At 40.5% G+C, this 17379-nt stretch carries 13 protein-coding genes; 7 read left to right on the top strand and 6 right to left on the bottom strand.

Annotated elements, in window-relative coordinates:
• Window positions 1-103 precede the first annotated feature (103 nt).
• Window positions 104-1153, top strand: a complete 1050-nt coding sequence (locus tag J8M01_RS17505; RefSeq protein ID WP_211058811.1) for an ABC transporter substrate-binding protein — start codon at window positions 104-106, stop codon at window positions 1151-1153.
• A gap of 202 nt (window positions 1154-1355) precedes the next feature.
• A complete protein-coding gene (locus tag J8M01_RS17500) occupies window positions 1356-2975 on the top strand; it encodes a S8 family serine peptidase (RefSeq protein WP_211058810.1) in 1620 nt (539 codons plus the stop codon).
• A 58-nt stretch (window positions 2976-3033) separates the two neighbouring features.
• Here the strand turns inward: J8M01_RS17500 and J8M01_RS17495 are convergent, their stop codons facing one another.
• From J8M01_RS17495 to J8M01_RS17485, 3 genes are all read right to left on the bottom strand, one after another.
• Window positions 3034-3996: a phosphotransferase gene (locus J8M01_RS17495; RefSeq protein WP_211058809.1), complete on the bottom strand. Its 963-nt coding sequence runs from the start codon at window positions 3994-3996 to the stop codon at window positions 3034-3036.
• Window positions 3997-4143: 147 nt separating this feature from the next.
• Complete coding sequence (locus tag J8M01_RS17490) at window positions 4144-6393, bottom strand: acyl-CoA dehydrogenase (protein WP_211058808.1); 2250 nt, start codon at window positions 6391-6393, stop codon at window positions 4144-4146.
• A 263-nt stretch (window positions 6394-6656) separates the two neighbouring features.
• Entirely contained in the window at window positions 6657-7583 is a 927-nt protein-coding gene (locus J8M01_RS17485) for a DMT family transporter (RefSeq protein ID WP_211048215.1), read from the bottom strand.
• A gap of 185 nt (window positions 7584-7768) precedes the next feature.
• Here J8M01_RS17485 and J8M01_RS17480 point away from each other — a divergent pair, with 185 nt between their 5' ends.
• Window positions 7769-8629 (top strand): AraC family transcriptional regulator, encoded by an 861-nt coding sequence (locus J8M01_RS17480; protein WP_211058807.1) that lies wholly within the window; start codon window positions 7769-7771, stop codon window positions 8627-8629.
• A gap of 10 nt (window positions 8630-8639) precedes the next feature.
• Here the strand turns inward: J8M01_RS17480 and ybaK are convergent, their stop codons facing one another.
• The 3 genes from ybaK to dnaK all read right to left on the bottom strand — a co-directional run bounded on the left by ybaK (window position 8640) and on the right by dnaK (window position 12688).
• Window positions 8640-9098 (bottom strand): Cys-tRNA(Pro) deacylase, encoded by a 459-nt coding sequence (ybaK, locus tag J8M01_RS17475; RefSeq protein WP_211058806.1) that lies wholly within the window; start codon window positions 9096-9098, stop codon window positions 8640-8642.
• Between the two features lie 384 nt (window positions 9099-9482).
• Entirely contained in the window at window positions 9483-10616 is a 1134-nt protein-coding gene (gene dnaJ, locus J8M01_RS17470; RefSeq protein ID WP_210994824.1) for a molecular chaperone DnaJ, read from the bottom strand.
• Window positions 10617-10756: 140 nt separating this feature from the next.
• The gene (dnaK, locus tag J8M01_RS17465; RefSeq protein WP_211048212.1) at window positions 10757-12688 is read right to left on the bottom strand and encodes a molecular chaperone DnaK; all 1932 of its coding nucleotides are present in this window, start codon (window positions 12686-12688) and stop codon (window positions 10757-10759) included.
• Between the two features lie 228 nt (window positions 12689-12916).
• Here dnaK and J8M01_RS17460 point away from each other — a divergent pair, with 228 nt between their 5' ends.
• The 4 genes from J8M01_RS17460 (at window position 12917) to J8M01_RS17445 (ending at window position 17252) form a co-directional block, all read left to right on the top strand.
• On the top strand, window positions 12917-13717 hold the full coding sequence (locus tag J8M01_RS17460; protein WP_192510088.1) for a thioesterase family protein: 801 nt from the start codon (window positions 12917-12919) through the stop codon (window positions 13715-13717).
• 82 nt (window positions 13718-13799) lie between these two features.
• Entirely contained in the window at window positions 13800-15008 is a 1209-nt protein-coding gene (locus tag J8M01_RS17455) for a paraquat-inducible protein A (RefSeq protein ID WP_211058805.1), read from the top strand.
• Window positions 15001-16656 carry an intermembrane transport protein PqiB gene (pqiB, locus tag J8M01_RS17450; protein ID WP_211058804.1) on the top strand — a complete coding sequence of 552 codons (1656 nt, stop codon included), beginning with the start codon at window positions 15001-15003 and terminating at the stop codon, window positions 16654-16656. The genes J8M01_RS17455 and pqiB overlap by 8 nt, the downstream gene beginning before the upstream one ends.
• Entirely contained in the window at window positions 16656-17252 is a 597-nt protein-coding gene (locus tag J8M01_RS17445; protein ID WP_211058803.1) for an ABC-type transport auxiliary lipoprotein family protein, read from the top strand. Before pqiB ends, J8M01_RS17445 begins: the two co-directional genes overlap by 1 nt.
• Window positions 17253-17379: the final 127 nt, after the last annotated feature.

Here is a 17379-nt window from a genome sequence, read left to right as displayed (position 1 = left end):
CATTAAAAAAATGCATTTGCCGTGTAAAGGGCCTTTACGAAACAACGTCGAAAGTCTGAATATGTGTCATAATAGTAAGTAAGATTCATTATTAGAAGACACGATGAAATTGCCAATTATTAGCCTTGCATTTTTGTTTATATTTTCCTGCCACGCACTATCGAGTACAAAAGTTACTTTTATTAATCCAGGCTATGAGTTTGAAAACCCGACAGGAGACTTCTGGCTCAACGTTACCTTATTTATGCAAGCTGCGGCGGATGATTTAGATATACAGTTAACAGTACATTATGCTGAACGCAACCATATTGTTATGAAACAAATGGTTAGAAAAGCGCTACAAGATACCAGCAGCTATTTAATCTTAGTGGATGAAAAATCGGTAATTACAGACACGATCATAAACTCAACACAAACGCACCCCGCTATTGTTTTTCTATTGAACAAGCCACATGATCAACAGATGAAACGCATCAATAGTAAAGGCTTTGGTATTCTTGGCAGCATAATGCCTGATAACTTTCAAGCAGGAAAGCTTCTTGCGCAACACCTCAACACCATTGTAACACCACCCAAGTCATATACACGTAATCAGATGATTGCATTGTTGGGTGAGACCGCCACTTTAGCAGCCAGAAACAGAGAACAAGGTCTCTTAAGCTATTCTAATAGGGAACCTAGCTTACAGTTAAAACAACGAATATCTGCTAACTGGTCTCATGATGAAGCGTTTCAACTCACGTTAGGGCTCATGCAACGGCTACCAGACACCAAAATTATTTGGGCTGCAAACGATGCAATGGCAATGGGATCAGTTCAAGCACTTGAGAAGCTCGGTGTTCGTAAAAAAGTCAAAGTTGGGGGTATCAATTGGGACAAAAACCAACACCTCGCATTAGATGCTTCGGTTGGTGGACATGTCACTCTTGGGGGATTAGCCATGGTGAAAATTTATGACCATGCTCGCAATAAAAAGCCAATACAGAGTGAAGAACTGTACCCGATATTCGACGTGTTTAGTGAAAAATACATGCCATTGTATCGAGCAATACATGACAAAAATGTTACAGAAATTAACTTTACACAATTCTCTGAGACAGCGAGCTCCCCTTTGAATTATAACCTAGATGTCTTAAATAGTTTTTTTAAATAACTTAAAAATTTCCAAAACAAACAAATTAATAAATATTTAATGCAAACAACATATACATATCAAATTAAAAACCCCAAATTACCATCATTATTAAAATTTAATACCACCATTTTATTATTGGGTAAATTACACACAATTGACACTGAACTAATTACCTGTTTTATTTACAGCCGTTAACAACATGTAACTAAGGTAATAGAAAATGAAAAATATGGTTTCAACAAGCTTAAAAATGACAGCGCTATCAGCGTGTATATGTGCATCTCTAACTGCGCACGCTCAAGATACTCAACGCGTGATAGTAACTCTAAAGTCACAAGCAGTTAATGCTCACTTACCAGTTAAAATGTCTGGTCAAGAATTAACGTCTTTCAAACAGCAAACTTTGGCTGAGTTTGCTAGCTCAGTTAACTCTCCAGCACTTTCAACGCTGCCAAGTGTGAATGGCTTTGTAGCTGAAGTAACTCAAGAGCAAATGACTCAGCTGGCTGAAAGTGATGATGTTGCGTTGGTTGAAGTAGATCCAAAACGCTATTTAATGGCTGAATCAACCCCTTACGGTATTGGTATGGTCCAAGCGAACCAACTTGCAGATACGATGAGCGGTAATCGTAAAGTGTGTATCATGGATACCGGTTATACACTGAATCACCCAGATCTTCCTAGCACTGGAATCACAGGTAACGATGGCCATGGCAGCAATAATACTGGCAACTGGTATAACGATGGTAATGGTCACGGGACGCACGTGGCGGGTACAATCGCGGCAGTTGGCGGCAATGGCCAAGGCGTTGTAGGTGTGAATCCATCAGGTCAACTTGGACTCCATATCGTTAAAGTATTTAACGACCAAGGACGTTGGGCTTATGGTTCAGATTTAATTAAAGCCATTGAACAATGTGAAGCTGCTGGCGCAAATGTAACAAGTATGAGTTTAGGTGGTAGTGGTAGTTCTACAGCAGAGCGTAATGCGTTCCAAGCGAGTTACAACCGTGGTGTTTTACACATTGCAGCCGCTGGTAATGGCGGAAATAGCAGCCTAAGTTACCCAGCGTCATATGATGATGTTGTATCTGTTGCAGCCGTTGATAGTGGCGAAAACAAAGCCTCTTTCTCACAATATAATAGCCAAGTTGAAATTGCGGGGCCAGGTGTCGGCGTTAATTCTACTTGGAATAACAATGGCTATAAGAGTATCAGTGGCACATCAATGGCAACGCCACACGTTTCAGGTGTTGCCGCACTCGTATGGAGTCACTATCCTCAATGTACCAACAAGCAGATCCGTAACATCTTAAATGTTACAGCCAAAGATAAAGGTGCTGTGGGTAAAGATACCTCATACGGATATGGTATTGTGCAAGCTAAAGCAGCATATGACTATATTGCCCAAAATGGCTGTAATGGTGACCCAGTTGTTACACCAGTGGCTAACTTTTCACATAACGCATCTGGTTTAACTGTCAGCTTCAGTAATTCATCAACAAATGCACAAAGCTACAATTGGAGCTTCGGTGATGGGTCTAGCAGTTCAGCGACGTCCCCTAATCACACTTATGCGGCTGCTGGTAGCTACCAAGTAACTTTGACTGCGACAGGCGCAGACCAGAAAACCTCTTCAAAAACAGCGACAGTTACTGTAACCGACGGTTCAACGGGCGGCGGTTGTCAAGGAGTTGAAGCATGGAATAGTTCGAAGTACTACCGTGTAGGCGACAAGGTTGCATACAAGAACAATGAATATGCAGCAATTTGGTGGTCACGAGGCGCACAACCAGACGTGTTCTCTAACGTTTGGCGTCGTGGTGCTTCATGTAAATAAGCGCGTTATTTATTAATACCTTGGGCGCTGTGTTTGTCACAGCGCCATTTTTTGCCAATTACAATACCATCTGTGCCACAGCCATTTTTGACTGCATCTTCATATAGGGGTTGATCTTGGAATGATCTGGCTTCCAACCAAGCAAAAAGCGATAAAAGTCAGCCCATATAATAGGCCATGCTTCACGCCATGACTGTTCGATCTGTTGAATAACACGCGGCTCGAATCTATTGGACAAAGCAAGTTGTAATGCCTCAAAATAAAACTCGAGTAACATATCACAATGCTCAGTTAACTGTTCAGCATTGAATACACTGGTAAAAAATAACATCACATCTTGCAAACCAATACCTTTCCCTACGTACTGAAAATCATAGCCAATAACCATTTGTTGATTTAAAGCAAAGTTCGCGAGTTTCGCATCACCATGGATCAGTGTTTTAAATGGACTATTTGTTATTATTGTATCCATCTGAGCTGCATGAATTTTCTCTGGGCAATCCGCCATTTTACGATACTCGTCAGGTCTAGTTGCTAAGTGCCAATAGCCGCCCTGAGACCACAGCTTTTGTTCAATTAAGGGGCTGCTTACACCTAAGAATGTGCCATGAAATCGAGCCAGCCAAGTAATAATCTCTTTAATATCAGCTAGACTTGCAATTTCAGGGGTCACAAAATCAGAAAAAGAAAAATCTTTAAAAACCAATGTATTACTAAAATCTGATGATGCCGACCAAATTAATTCAGGTACGTCAATGTGAGCAGGTAACGCCGCAGTAATAAATTGATAAAAGTCCATTTCAACAGCATATGACTTGGCCTTCCGGTGCTTTGCTATATCGGTTTGTATGATATGCCGATGTTTCAGTGAGTCCGGAACGTATGTATGCTTAATAACAACATCTTGCCCATCAATATTGGCTTTAATAATTGAGCCACACCCACTCCACAATGCGTGTATATCATCGTAGAGTAAAACCTGATCAAACGCATTTTTTAACTGCTTTAAATGTACCGTCATATTTGTTCTAAACGTCACGCCATTTTTGCGTACCCTACCACGCACGCCATTTATTATCATCAAACGAAAATAATAAAAAACCTCGATGATACATCGAGGTTTTTGAGTAGTTAAGCGCTGATACAGCGAGCGCTTAGGCATTGTTGACTAGCTTGCTTGTTTTACCTGCTCAATAGGCTGAGCATTGTCATCTAACAAATTCATATCAAAGTCGAATTCGTCAACACGAATCGCTTTTTCACGCTTTTTATTATAATCAACTAATTGTGCATACTCTTGTGCATTAATTAAACTCGCTGCCAAGGCATTATCCAACGTTTCACCGAAACGAACTCCTGGTTTAATGTCTTTTTTACGCAGCGCTTTTTTAACTTTAGATAGCAAATCTAAACACGCTAACTTTGCTTTGTATGCTTGTTCATTTATGTCGTGTCCGTCTCCTGGGCTCGGTTTTACCAAATGCGTAAGTTGCGCTTTGAAAGCCGAGTCTTGCTGTGCTGCTTTGGCTAGTTCACGTATCATATCATCTGATATTGCAGGCATTTTATGTCTAAATTGCAAAGTAATTGTACGCATTACTTTACGTGCTGCTGAAGCTGGGAAGTTATCTAAAAACTTGTGGAGTGCATTCTCTGCGCTTTGCAATGACCAACGAGTTGCATAATGAAAATATGGTGCAGCTGATTGTCTATCGCTCACGGCAACTTTCTGTTCATAATACTTAATTGCTGCCATCGCACCATACAAATGGCTCATCACATCACCTAAACGGGCCGACAACATTTCAGCTTGCTTTAGCTTTCCACCTAATACCAGCAAAGAGAAATCCGCATAAACTGCCAGTTTCGCTGATAACTGATGCACCGCCTTTTCGTATTGCTGCACTTCAGGCAAAGTCGATGTGCTACTCGCAGTAAACGGCATCAAGCCTAAGCCGAATGCTCTCAAACCATTACCAACACTATAGCCTACCGTTTTTCTAAAAATTTTATTAAATGTTTTATCTGCTGATTTATCTTGACTATGTATAGATTCAACCATCGATTGTAAATATGGGTGACATCGCATGACACCTTGACCAAAGATCATTAAGTTTCTGGTAAGGATATTTGCTCCCTCAACGGTGATCGCTATAGGTTGTGCAACATAACCGCTTGCTAGCGTATTTTGAGGCCCATTTTGAATCGCTTTACCCGCTTGAATATCCATTGCAGAATCAAGCACATCTCGACCAATTTCGGTCATATGATATTTTGCAATTGCAGTAACAACAGATGGCTTAAGACCCATGCCTAAACCTTCGGTTGTTAATACTCGCATCGACTCTTGTAAATAGGTTTTACCAGCAATATCAGCAAGCTTCTCTTGAATACCTTCAAATTGTCCGATGGACAAACCAAATTGTTCACGCACAGCGGCATATTCTGATGCAGACTTGAAAGACACTTGACTCGTAGAAACCCCCAAGGCAGGTAAAGATATACCACGTCCTGCACCTAAACAACTGACCAGCATTTGCCAGCCTCGGCCAATATTCTCTTGGCCACCAATGATAAACTCCATCGGGATAAACACTTTATTGCCGCGTGTTGTTCCGTTGTAGAATCGTATCCCCATAGGATCATGACGATTACCTAGCTCTACTCCCGGATGAGATTTAGGAATTAACGCACACGTTATACCTAAGTGCTCTTTGCCTCCTAAAATCCCTTCAGGGTCTTCTACTTTAAATGCAAGCCCTAAAACGGTCGCGATTGGTGCGAGTGTGATATAGCGTTTATCCCATGTCACTTCCATACCAATAACTTCTTTTCCTTCATACATGCCTTTGGTAACAATCCCACAATCTGGGATCCCACCAGCATCTGAACCAGCCTCAGGACTTGTTAACGCAAAACAAGGAATTTCACGTCCATTTGCCAATCGAGGTAAATAATGGGCTTGTTGTTCTTTAGTGCCATAGTGGAGTAATAGTTCACCAGGCCCCAATGAATTTGGTACCATTACCGTCACTGCAACTGCTGAAGACTTGGTTGCAATTGTGCCTACAATGGTTGAATTTGCATAAGGGCTAAACTCTAAACCACCAAACGATTTGGGAATGATCAAAGAAAAAAATCGCTCTTTTTTCAAAAACTCTAAAATGTGATCAGGCAAGTGTTTACTGTTTTGAATAACCGAGTCGTCTACCATTGCCATAAGCTCTTTTACAGGGCCGTCTAGAAATGCTTGTTCCTCATTAGATAACTTCGCTTCAGGAACGGCACGTAATGCATCAAAGTCAGGTTTACCGCGGTAAATCGACCCTTCTAACCAAACGTCCCCTGCGTCTAATGCCTCTTGTTCAGTTACTGAAATACTCGGTAATACTTTTTTTAATTGTGTTCTTAAGCTCATAATCAACTCATCCGACCAGATAGATATAAGTACATTACTGCATAAAAATCAGTTTAGATCAAATACTCAATAATTATTTTTATACTCTCTCTCAATAACACAATTGCATTCATCAAACTAAAACATTAATAATCATAATGTTACAATTTAAAAATTAAATTTAATCAATTTTATTTAAATCTCGCATTTAGCATCAGTGAAGTAACTTTTCTGGTAAAAATACCGTTAGTCATTACGTCACTGAGTAAGAATAGAGAGTTCAGTTATTGATCCGTCAACCTTACAGGTCGCCATTTAAACAAACGAATTGCTAAATTGAACATGTCTTCGTGCATACGTGAAACCACATTGCCTAGGCAAATTAGGACAAGTCCAACACCAGCGCTAAACGTCCAAATATATCCTTCAAATATGCTCGACATCGTTAATGCAATAACTGGCGTGCAAACTAAAATATAAGCCGCATTACTGGCACCTATACGATTAACAAGCACTAGAAATGCGGTAAAGCCAAGGACCGAGGCAGGAATAGATAAGTACAGCAAACTACCGATATACAAAGTAGTAAGCTCAAAGTTGAAATTCAATTGTTTGAAGAATATGATTGAGAGCAAACATACACATCCGTAAATCATTGCGTAACTGGTTGCTGTGAATGGCCGAATGCCCTTATTTGTATTTTTAACGCTCAGCATGTTACCTATGGAAAAACACCATGTGCCAACCAATGAATAAAGTACGCCATACAACGTATTTAAAGATAGCTGCAAAGTAGACAGCTCGTTCGCAAATAAAAAACCTATACCCACTAACCCACATAACATACCTAAAACAAAATTAAAGGTAATAGGTGCACCAAAAAAGAGTCGCCCATGAATACTATTAAAAAGTGGCGCTGTTGCCATCAGTAAAGCAACTAACCCACTGGGTATATACGATGTTGCCACATAAAATGCGATAAAATTAAAACAAAATAAGCTCGCGCCTTGCAGAGCAAACCAAACGTGATCTTGACCAGATGTATGCTGCAACTTATTCATAAGCTTACCCATCACCAGCATAATGACGGCAGCAATGAAAAATCGGTAAAATATCGACACTTCTAAGGCGACATCCCCTTGCTGCCACTTAATTGCAATCCACGATAACCCCCAAACAAACACCAACAAAAAATATAAAATTAACGACATTATTTTTGTACTCCTAAGCAATAATGTCATTAAGTATGTCTCGTTGGAGCAAATGGATATGTCACGTTATTGCCGAAATTAACATGATCTTGCGGTTATTACTGATAGCTTCCAGCACAAGTAATTGCGACTAACAAACACTTAAGATAAGCTAAATTTTAAGAATAAATAGTATGTAGAGACACATGCCAAACAAAAATCCCCATGTCAGTTTTGCGCAATCGAAAAAACAGTGTGTTAGGCATACTCTGCTGCGTAATGAAGTCGAATGGTCACACTACACAAATCAGTACGAGCGGTTGTATTACCAAAACCAACAACAACATACCTTGAGTATGTACCTTAATGGCGGCTACGAAACACACCGTACCGATGTACCTTCCTCTAATGGTGCACCAGGACGATTTTGTCTTATGCCACAAAATAGTGAAAGTCGCTGGGAAATTGGTGTTCCTCAAGAGTTTGTTCATTTATATTTTAGTGATGCGCACCTCAAACATACCGCACTCAAAGTATTCGATATTGACCCACGACAAGTTTGCCTACCAGAACGAATATTTTTTGAAAACGCTAAGTTAGAAACCTTGTTCCGTCACCAAATTAACGACACTGATTGGTATGATAAGCACAACATATTGGCAATAGAACAATTCACCGATACTATCCTTGTCAGCGTATTACAAAGCTTAGAGTTAAAAAATACACGAAGAATCATCACCGGAGGGCTTTCACCGAAAAAAGCCAAGCAAGTGACCGATTTTATCCATGGTAACTTTAGTCGCCAAATATTGTTGTCTGAGCTAGCTGATTTAGCCGAACTCAGCGAATATCATTTCTGTCGTATGTTTAAGTTAAATTTTGCCCAAACTCCTCAGCAATATTTAATGTCGATAAGAATTGAGTATGCAAAAATGGCCTTAGAAACCTCAGAGCACTCACTCGCTCAGATTGCGTTACTATGTGGTTTTGCAAATCAAAGTCATTTTGGTCGAAATTTCAAGCAACACGTTGGTGTAACACCCAGCCTATATCGGCGCCAATTATAATGATTGATAGCTAAAAATGTGCAAATTCAGCACCACATACCCGTAATAAATCTGATGGAGGCACTTTTACTTCAACGCCTCTTCGCCCAGCACTGACATAAATATGGGCATGATACTCAGCGCTATAATGTAGCAATGTTTTTAGTCGCTTTTTTTGTGCTAAGGGGCTGATCCCACCGACCACATACCCAGTACTCGTTTGTGCTTGCTGTACATCGGCCAGCTCTGCTTTTTTGCCCTTGCACGCCTTTGCGTAAGCTTTCAAATCCACTCTATGCGTTGATGGTAATATCGCCACATGTAAAGCACCATCCACATTAATTAATAGGGTTTTAAATACTTCCTCAGGATTTAAACCGAGTTGTTCCACCGCTTCCTCTGCAAAGTTTACAGAAGTTTTCAGGTGCTTAAATTGCAATACCTCAAATGGTATTCGGTATTTTTCCAATAACCTTATTGCTGGTGTCATGAGATCCCCTTTGCAGCGCCTACACATCAATATGCCCTACTAGATTAATTCATACATTAGACTAAAGTCTAATAATACAGTGTGATAACAGGTTTAGGATATGCTTAATCGTAACTGGAGGGTTTTACTTTTAATGTTTGTGGCTTTCTTCGCGATCAAATTTATGATGACCGAGTATTCTTTATGGACCAGCAACTTGGCCTGTAGTACTAAATGCGAAATATTGGGGTGCAAATCTGGAAAGCTCATTTTCAGTGACCAGCGCAGAATGATTGGCTGCAAATGTGACAGTGAGCAGGACTATCTCGTATTATTAAATTAATCTAACCATACAAAAAAGCGGTGCCCTAGGCACCGCTTTAAAACGTGATTTCTACGACGAATTTACTTCGTTAAATCATCAAAAAACTTTTTTACACCATCGAAAAAGCCTTGTGCCTTCGGACGGTTTTTATTGCCATCTGAACCCATGCTGTCTTCTAACTGTTTTAAAAGGTCACGCTGGTGTTCATTTAGGTTAACCGGTGTTTCAATCACGACCTTACAGATCAAATCACCCACAGCACCACTGCGTACAGACTTGACGCCTTTCGCACGCATACGGAACATCTTACCTGTTTGACTCTCTGAAGGGATCTTCAAATTAGCACGACCATCTAGCGTTGGTACTTCAATTTCGCCACCCACTGCTGCAGTGGTAAAACTGATCGGTACTTCACAGTATAGGTTGTTACCGTCACGCACAAAGATAGGGTGCTCTCTTACCGAAACTTGCACATACAAGTCGCCTGCTGGCGCACCATGCATACCAGCTTCACCCTCGCCAGATAAACGAATACGATCACCCGTATCAACACCTGCTGGGATCTTAACTGAAAGCGTTTTGGTCTTCTCAACACGACCTTGACCATGACACTTATTACATGGGTCTGAGATTGTTTGACCTGTGCCACTACATGTTGGACAAGTTTGCTGTACAGCAAAGAAACCTTGTCGCATTTGTACTTGACCGGCACCATGACACGTAGAACATGTTTTCGGTTTAGAACCCGCTTTCGCACCACTGCCATCACATGGCTTACAACTTACCCATGTAGGTACTTTAATTTCAACTTCTTTACCACGAACCGCCTCTTCTAAAGAGAGGTCCATGTTGTAACGCAAATCGGCACCACGTTGTTGACGAGATTGACGGCGACCACCGCCCCCTCCAAAAATGTCACCAAACACATCACCGAAAATATCGCCGAAGTCACCTTGACCACCACCATGGCCTCCGGTGCCACCGTTTTGATCAAATGCGGCATGACCATATTGATCATACATCTGACGTTTTTGGCTGTCAGTCAGTACTTCGTAGGCTTCTTTAACTTCTTTGAATTTGGCCTCGAGTGCAGTATCACCTGCTGTACGGTCTGGGTGATATTTCATGGCTAAGCGCTTATACGCTTTTTTTATGTCACGATCACTGGCATCTTTGCTAACACCAAGTACTTCGTAATAATCACTTTTTGACATCGTTATCACACTACTCTAATTGGTTGGCAAATGAAGTATCTGCCATTATGGAATCCATACGTAAGCATGTATTACCCAAATTTACATACACTAAGGGCGCGACAAGCGAAATTCGCCAGCGCGCCCTTACAAGTCAACAATTACTTGTTGTCTTTAACTTCTTCAAACTCTGCATCAACAACATCGTCGTCTTGCTTAGCTGAACCAGCTCCTGGCTGTTGCTCACCAGCATCAGGGCCTGCTTGTTGTGCTTGCGCCTTAGCTTGTGCGATTTCCATTAGCTTTTGTGACTTTTCTGCAAGTACTTGTACTTTAGCATCGATGTCTTCTTTGCTATCGCCTTTAATCGCAGTTTCAAGTTCAGTTAAAGCTGCTTCAATTGCTTCTTTATCTTCACTTGGCAGTTCTTCACCCGCTTCTTCAACTTGCTTACGAGTACCGTGTAGCATTGCATCAGCTTGGTTGCGTGAAGCAACTAGCTCTTCAAACTTTTTATCTTCTTCTGCATTCGCTTCTGCATCACGTACCATTTTCTCAATTTCTTCGTCGTTTAGACCTGAAGAAGCTTGGATTGTGATTTTTTGCTCTTTACCTGTATCTTTGTCTTTTGCTGATACATGTAAGATACCATCAGCATCTACATCAAAAGTCACTTCGATTTGCGGCGCGCCACGTTGTGCAGGGCGAATACCTTCAAGGTTGAATTGGCCAAGAGATTTGTTATCACTTGAACGCTTACGCTCACCTTGCAATACATGAATCGTTACCGCAGATTGGTTATCTTCAGCTGTTGAGAATGTTTGCGATTTCTTAGTAGGAATCGTTGTGTTTTTCTCGATTAGCGCAGTCATTACTTGACCCATAGTCTCGATACCTAGAGACAATGGAGAAACGTCTAGTAATAGTACGTCTTTAACGTCACCAGCTAATACACCACCTTGAACAGCTGCACCAACGGCAACCGCTTCATCAGGGTTTACATCTTTACGAGGCTCTTTACCAAAGAACTCTGTAACCGTTGTTTGTACTAGTGGCATACGTGTTTGACCACCAACTAGAATGATGTCATTTACATCACTTACGGTTAGGTCAGCATCAGCTAGTGCGCGCTTAAGTGGCTCGATAGATTGAGTTACTAAGTCTTCAACTAAAGACTCAAGTTTTGCACGAGTAAGCTTCACATTCATGTGCTTAGGACCCGTTGCGTCTGCAGTTACATAAGGAAGGTTAACTTCTGTATGCTGTGCTGAAGATAGTTCAATCTTCGCTTTCTCTGCCGCTTCTTTAACACGTTGCATCGCTAGTGGGTCAACTTTAAGGTCAATCCCTTGATCTTTCTTAAACTCGTCTACTAAGTAGTTAATAACGCGGTTATCGAAATCTTCACCACCTAAGTGCGTGTCACCATTTGTCGCTAATACTTCGAATGTGTGCTCGCCATCTACTTCATCGATTTCAATGATTGAGATATCAAACGTACCACCACCTAAGTCGTATACAGCAATAACGTTGTCACCTTGCTTCTTGTCCATACCGTATGCAAGTGCAGCGGCTGTTGGCTCATTGATGATACGCTTAACTTCTAGACCCGCAATACGGCCTGCATCTTTCGTTGCTTGACGCTGTGAATCATTAAAGTAAGCTGGTACGGTGATTACCGCTTCAGTTACTTCTTCACCAAGAAAGTCTTCAGCAGTTTTCTTCATTTTCTTAAGAACTTCTGCTGAAATCTGTGGTGCTGCACGTTTTTCACCGCGTACTTCTACCCATGCATCGCCATTGTCTGCTTTTGCAATTTTAAACGGCATGATATCGATATCACGTTGTACTTCTTCATCTTCAAAGCGACGACCAATCAGACGCTTGATTGCAAATAATGTATTTTGTGGGTTTGTAACCGCTTGGCGCTTAGCAGGTTGACCTACAAGCGTTTCACCTTCTGCAGTAAATGCAATAATAGAAGGGGTTGTACGATCGCCCTCTGCGTTTTCGATAACGCGTGCTTTTTCACCATCAAGTACTGCTACACAAGAGTTAGTAGTACCTAAATCGATTCCAATAATTTTACCCATGAATCTTCTCCGACTTCAAAATTCGTTGTTCTGTTTAGATGACTTGTAAATAGGGGCGAGAAAATCGAATTCAACCGTAAAAACAAAAAAAAATGCACTTTTTTGAAATTTTTTTTCAATATCTGCTTTTTTAGTCAAAAAAACACCAGCATTAACGGTTTATTAAACAGGTATGACCAGATATGCTATCCATAATTATAAAAAAATGAATGATAAATAGGATGCATAATGACATTTGATGAACTATTAAGTAATCCCACCTTGCTAAAAACGCCTTGCGAATTGGTATTTCCTCAGAGTTGGTGCCAAGGGCGCACTGCTTTTGGCGGTTTATCTGCTGCGATGATGCTACAAAATATGAAGCATCAACTACCCGACAACCGCAGAGTGCTGTCTATGAGTGTTAATTTTGTTGGCCCTCTTTTTTCTGAACACCCTTTTATAATAGAAACACACATACTCCGCAGTGGTAAAAATGCGACACAAATGCTGTCTACTATCAAACAAGATGAGAAGGTATGCCTTGTTGCACAAGGGTGTTTTGCAAAAGAACGTGAATCCAAAGCGATAGTACCTATTACCCAAAACCACCAGTTATCGCCTGCCAATAGTGAACGTATTTTACCATATCAAAAAAATGTTATGCCTGAATTCTTTCAACATGTTGCTCTGAACCTTCAAGACGGTGATATGCCATTTAGTGGTTCAAACAACTCCACGTTAGGCGGTTGGATGAAATTCAAACAAGCGCCTACCGATACCTTACAAGACGTGCACCTACTCGCATTAGCTGATGCTTGGCCTCCCACATTATTACAAATGGCTGACACCCCTTCCCCTGCAAGCAGTATGTCATGGTACATAGAGTTTGTAGAAGATATAACCTTATCAAACAACGCATGGCTTGGGTTTGAAGCACATACACATCACAGCGCAAACGGGTATGGGTTAGAAGATGCAAAAATATATGCTGACGATGGCCGTTTACTGGCTTTGAGCCGTCAAACCGTTGCTATTTTTGATATGTGAATCTTATAAACGTGATAGGGATTGCACTCACTCGAACGATGTATCACACTGTGAACATGGGTAAAGTAGATTTGGTTTTCTCGTGATATTGGCGTGCAAACAATGCGATAGGTTAGTTAATGTAGCACAGTTAGGGGCGCAGCAACGTGCAAATTGCCCCAACTGCAATGCACATTTGATCACCTGTAGACAAAATTTATCACAGTGGAATATGGCGTTTGCCGTTACCTCATTACTCTTTTTATTCACCAGTTTATACCCAAGCTTTATTTCCTTTAGTCAACATGGTCTGGTTCAAGAAATCAGCCTTTGGCAAGCCTGTGTCCTATTAAGCGAAAAGTACAACGCCATACTTGCTGGTTTATTTCTATTTACTATTTTAATTATGCCGGTGTATGTATGTACATTAACTTTGATCTCGCATAGTAAGATTTGGTCAACACTTTCGTTAAGTCTTGCACGAAAGCTTACCAAAAGTTTTAGCTATATTACCCCGCTCAATTTGGCCGATATATTTCTCGTCGCCGTTCTGGTCAGTGCATTTAAACTGATGTCACTTGCAGAGTTATCACTTGGCTATGGGTTTTGGGCTTACGTTTTGTTTGTAATTTGCTTTATCGAATTATTAACATTGATTGATGAAAGTGAGCTTTGGGAGCGTCAACAGTGCCAATTTGAACCGGTCCCACATGTGTGTGGACAAACCGCAATGCTAAACAAACTTAGGCAATGCCATATATGTAACCAACTCTCGCGCAGCGAGACTTGTCCACGATGTGAAGCAAAAACCTATTTTAGAAAACCGAAATCTATCGAACGCGCGTCAGTATGGATGCTCACTGCACTCGTACTATTAATACCGGCTAATTTTCTGCCTATTATGGACACCATCAATTTAGGCCAGCATACTCCTGCAACCATATTTTCAGGTATCATTATAATGTGGGAATCTGGGTCATATCCCATTGCAACCATTATCTTTGTTGCCAGTATTTGCATTCCTATCGTAAAAGCTATTTTACTTTTTTACTTAATAGTACAAACAAACAAATGTCGTTCTCCACAACGAGCAAGCCAACTTTACCGATTGTTGGAAGTTATTGGGAAATGGTCCATGATTGACGTCTTCGTAGTAATTGTATTAGTGTCTTTAGTCCAGCTAGGAAATGTTTTAACGGTCGAACCCCAATTAGGCATCGTATTTTTTACCGCTATGGTTTTATGCCAAATGATAGCCGTACACAGTTTTGACCCTCGTATATTATGGGATAAATATCACGCTTATGAATGAACACGCACATATAGAAAGCAAACCTAAGTTTTCATTTATCTGGTTTATTCCAGTCATTGCACTATTAATTACAGGATGGATGCTCTATCAACATCAAATAAATCAGGGGTATACCATTTTTGTTAAAATGGCCAGTGCCGAGGGCATTGTCGCAGGAAAAACGCAAGTAAAAGTGCGTAATGTTAAAATTGGGACTGTTGAAACATTAAGGCTGCAATTGGAGCAAAATGCCGTTATAGCGCGCGTTCAAATAGACAGTCACTATGACCACCTCTTAACCGAAGATGCAAAACTATGGGTGGTGAAACCTAGAATTGATGAATCAGGTATATCAGGTATGAATACTTTATTATCTGGGGTTTATTTGGAGTTAGAGCCCGGTCAAAGTGAAGCACGCTCAACGCTTTTCACGTTGCAAGAAGAACCGGCATTAATAAGCCAAGATGTGTCAGGAAAACGATTTCAATTGAAAGCTAAACAAGCCGAAGTGCTCGATATTGGTTCCGGCATCTACTTTCGTAACTATAAAATAGGGCAAATTGAATCGGCTAAATTCAATGTCGATGACCTTATTATGGAATATGGGATATTTATTTTCTCTCCTTACGATAAACTGATCACGACCAACGCGATTTTCTGGGTAAGCTCAGGGATTGACGTCAACCTGTCGACAGAAGGGATCCAAGTCTCTACGGGGAGCTTATCAAAGTTGATTAAGGGAGGCATATCTGTCGATTATCCACCCAATAGCACCGCATCAGACATTGCCAGTGCACTCAGACAATATAAACTCCATGAAAATTTTGCTGCAGCTTTAGAAAAACGTTTTGATAACTTTGATTTTTTCCTAGTTGAATTTGAACAATCAATTAGAGGATTAACGGTCGGTGCACCTGTTGAGTACCGTGGCATGCGCATTGGCACAGTTGAACAAGCCCCCGCACAAATTGAAAGAGATGGTCAGCCTTTATACTTTCAACAAGACACAACATCTGTGCCTGTACTTATAAAAATTGAATATGGGAGAATTTACGAACAAAGTGACTTAGCTGAAAGTTACTGGCAAAATAATATAGAAAAATGGATTAGAAATGGACTAAGGGCATCGCTAAAAAGTGGTAATATCTTAACGGGTGCTGTATACATAGAATTAGATTTTTATAGCAAAGCACCTAAAGCTGTACTAGCAAACTCTTCGGTTTACCCGGTATTGCCCAGTGTTTCTAGTGGTTTCACTGCTATATCAGAACAAGTTACAGATTTACTTAACAAATTAAATAATCTTCCACTGTCACAAACAATGACAACATTTGACAGCACATTACAGGAATATAGGTTACTTGCAATGGAAATGAATAAACTAATTAGTGAATTTAATCAGCAAGATTTAGCTGGTGACACAAAAGGCAGTTTAGGCCAAATCAACACCACTTTGAGTCAATTAACCTCTAGCTTAAAACAGTTTGAGAAAACGTTGACGAATTATCAACAAGGCTCAGGAATGGTTGACCAACTCACTGATACTCTTGAGGAGTTAGAAAGCCTGTCCAATACTTTAAAACCTATATCAAAAGGCTTAACTGAGCAACCAAGTATGCTCATTTTCGACAAACAAAGCCCAGAAGATAAGCAACCAAGGAAGAAATAATGAAGGGTTTGTTAATAATAATATGGGTCATTTTGTTTATTAGTGGGTGCAGCGGTAATTCACAAAATGCGGTCAATTATTATCAATTTAATACGACCCCAGCTGTAACGAGTGCCGCAATACCGAGCGGCACTTTACTCCTAAAACCGGTCAAGCTTATTGGTGTATCTGATCAACAAGCAATCGTACAAGTTCACACAAATCATAGTGTTTCCATTGCAAATTTTAATTATTGGTCAGAGCACCCAAAGCACATGCTTTATAAGTCTGCTCAGCAAATGCTGTCTTCACAGTTACATGGATGGCAAATTATCAATGCCAGAGTCTCTACGACATTTTCAGACTATTTTGAGGTCGAAATACATGTTAATGATTTTGCCGGTCATGATGATCATGGCGGAATAATATCTGGAAATTGGTATATATTCTCTTCTAAAGAGGGCAAGAAAAACTTAGTAAAATCAAGTTACTTCTTCAAATCCAATGCGCTTAAAGCCGACGGCTACCAAGCACTCATCAGTGCACTTGAAGCGAATTGGGCCGCATTAAACTCAGATATTGCAACCGAACTTGAAGCGCTATACGGCGATAAATAAAATCATTATTTTTATCAGTAATCGTAACTTACATTTTGGTTTCAGCAGTCACTATTTGTTCATCATAGAGCTTAGCGCATGATAATTAAACGACATTAATGTGTTTCGATGTTCGTGATTAGACTGA

This window comes from Pseudoalteromonas sp. MMG005 (assembly GCF_018101015.1).
In the GTDB taxonomy this organism is placed as follows: domain Bacteria; phylum Pseudomonadota; class Gammaproteobacteria; order Enterobacterales; family Alteromonadaceae; genus Pseudoalteromonas; species Pseudoalteromonas aurantia.
The sequence above is the reverse complement of the archived record's forward strand: the minus strand, read 5'-3'. Positions and strand labels throughout refer to the sequence as shown.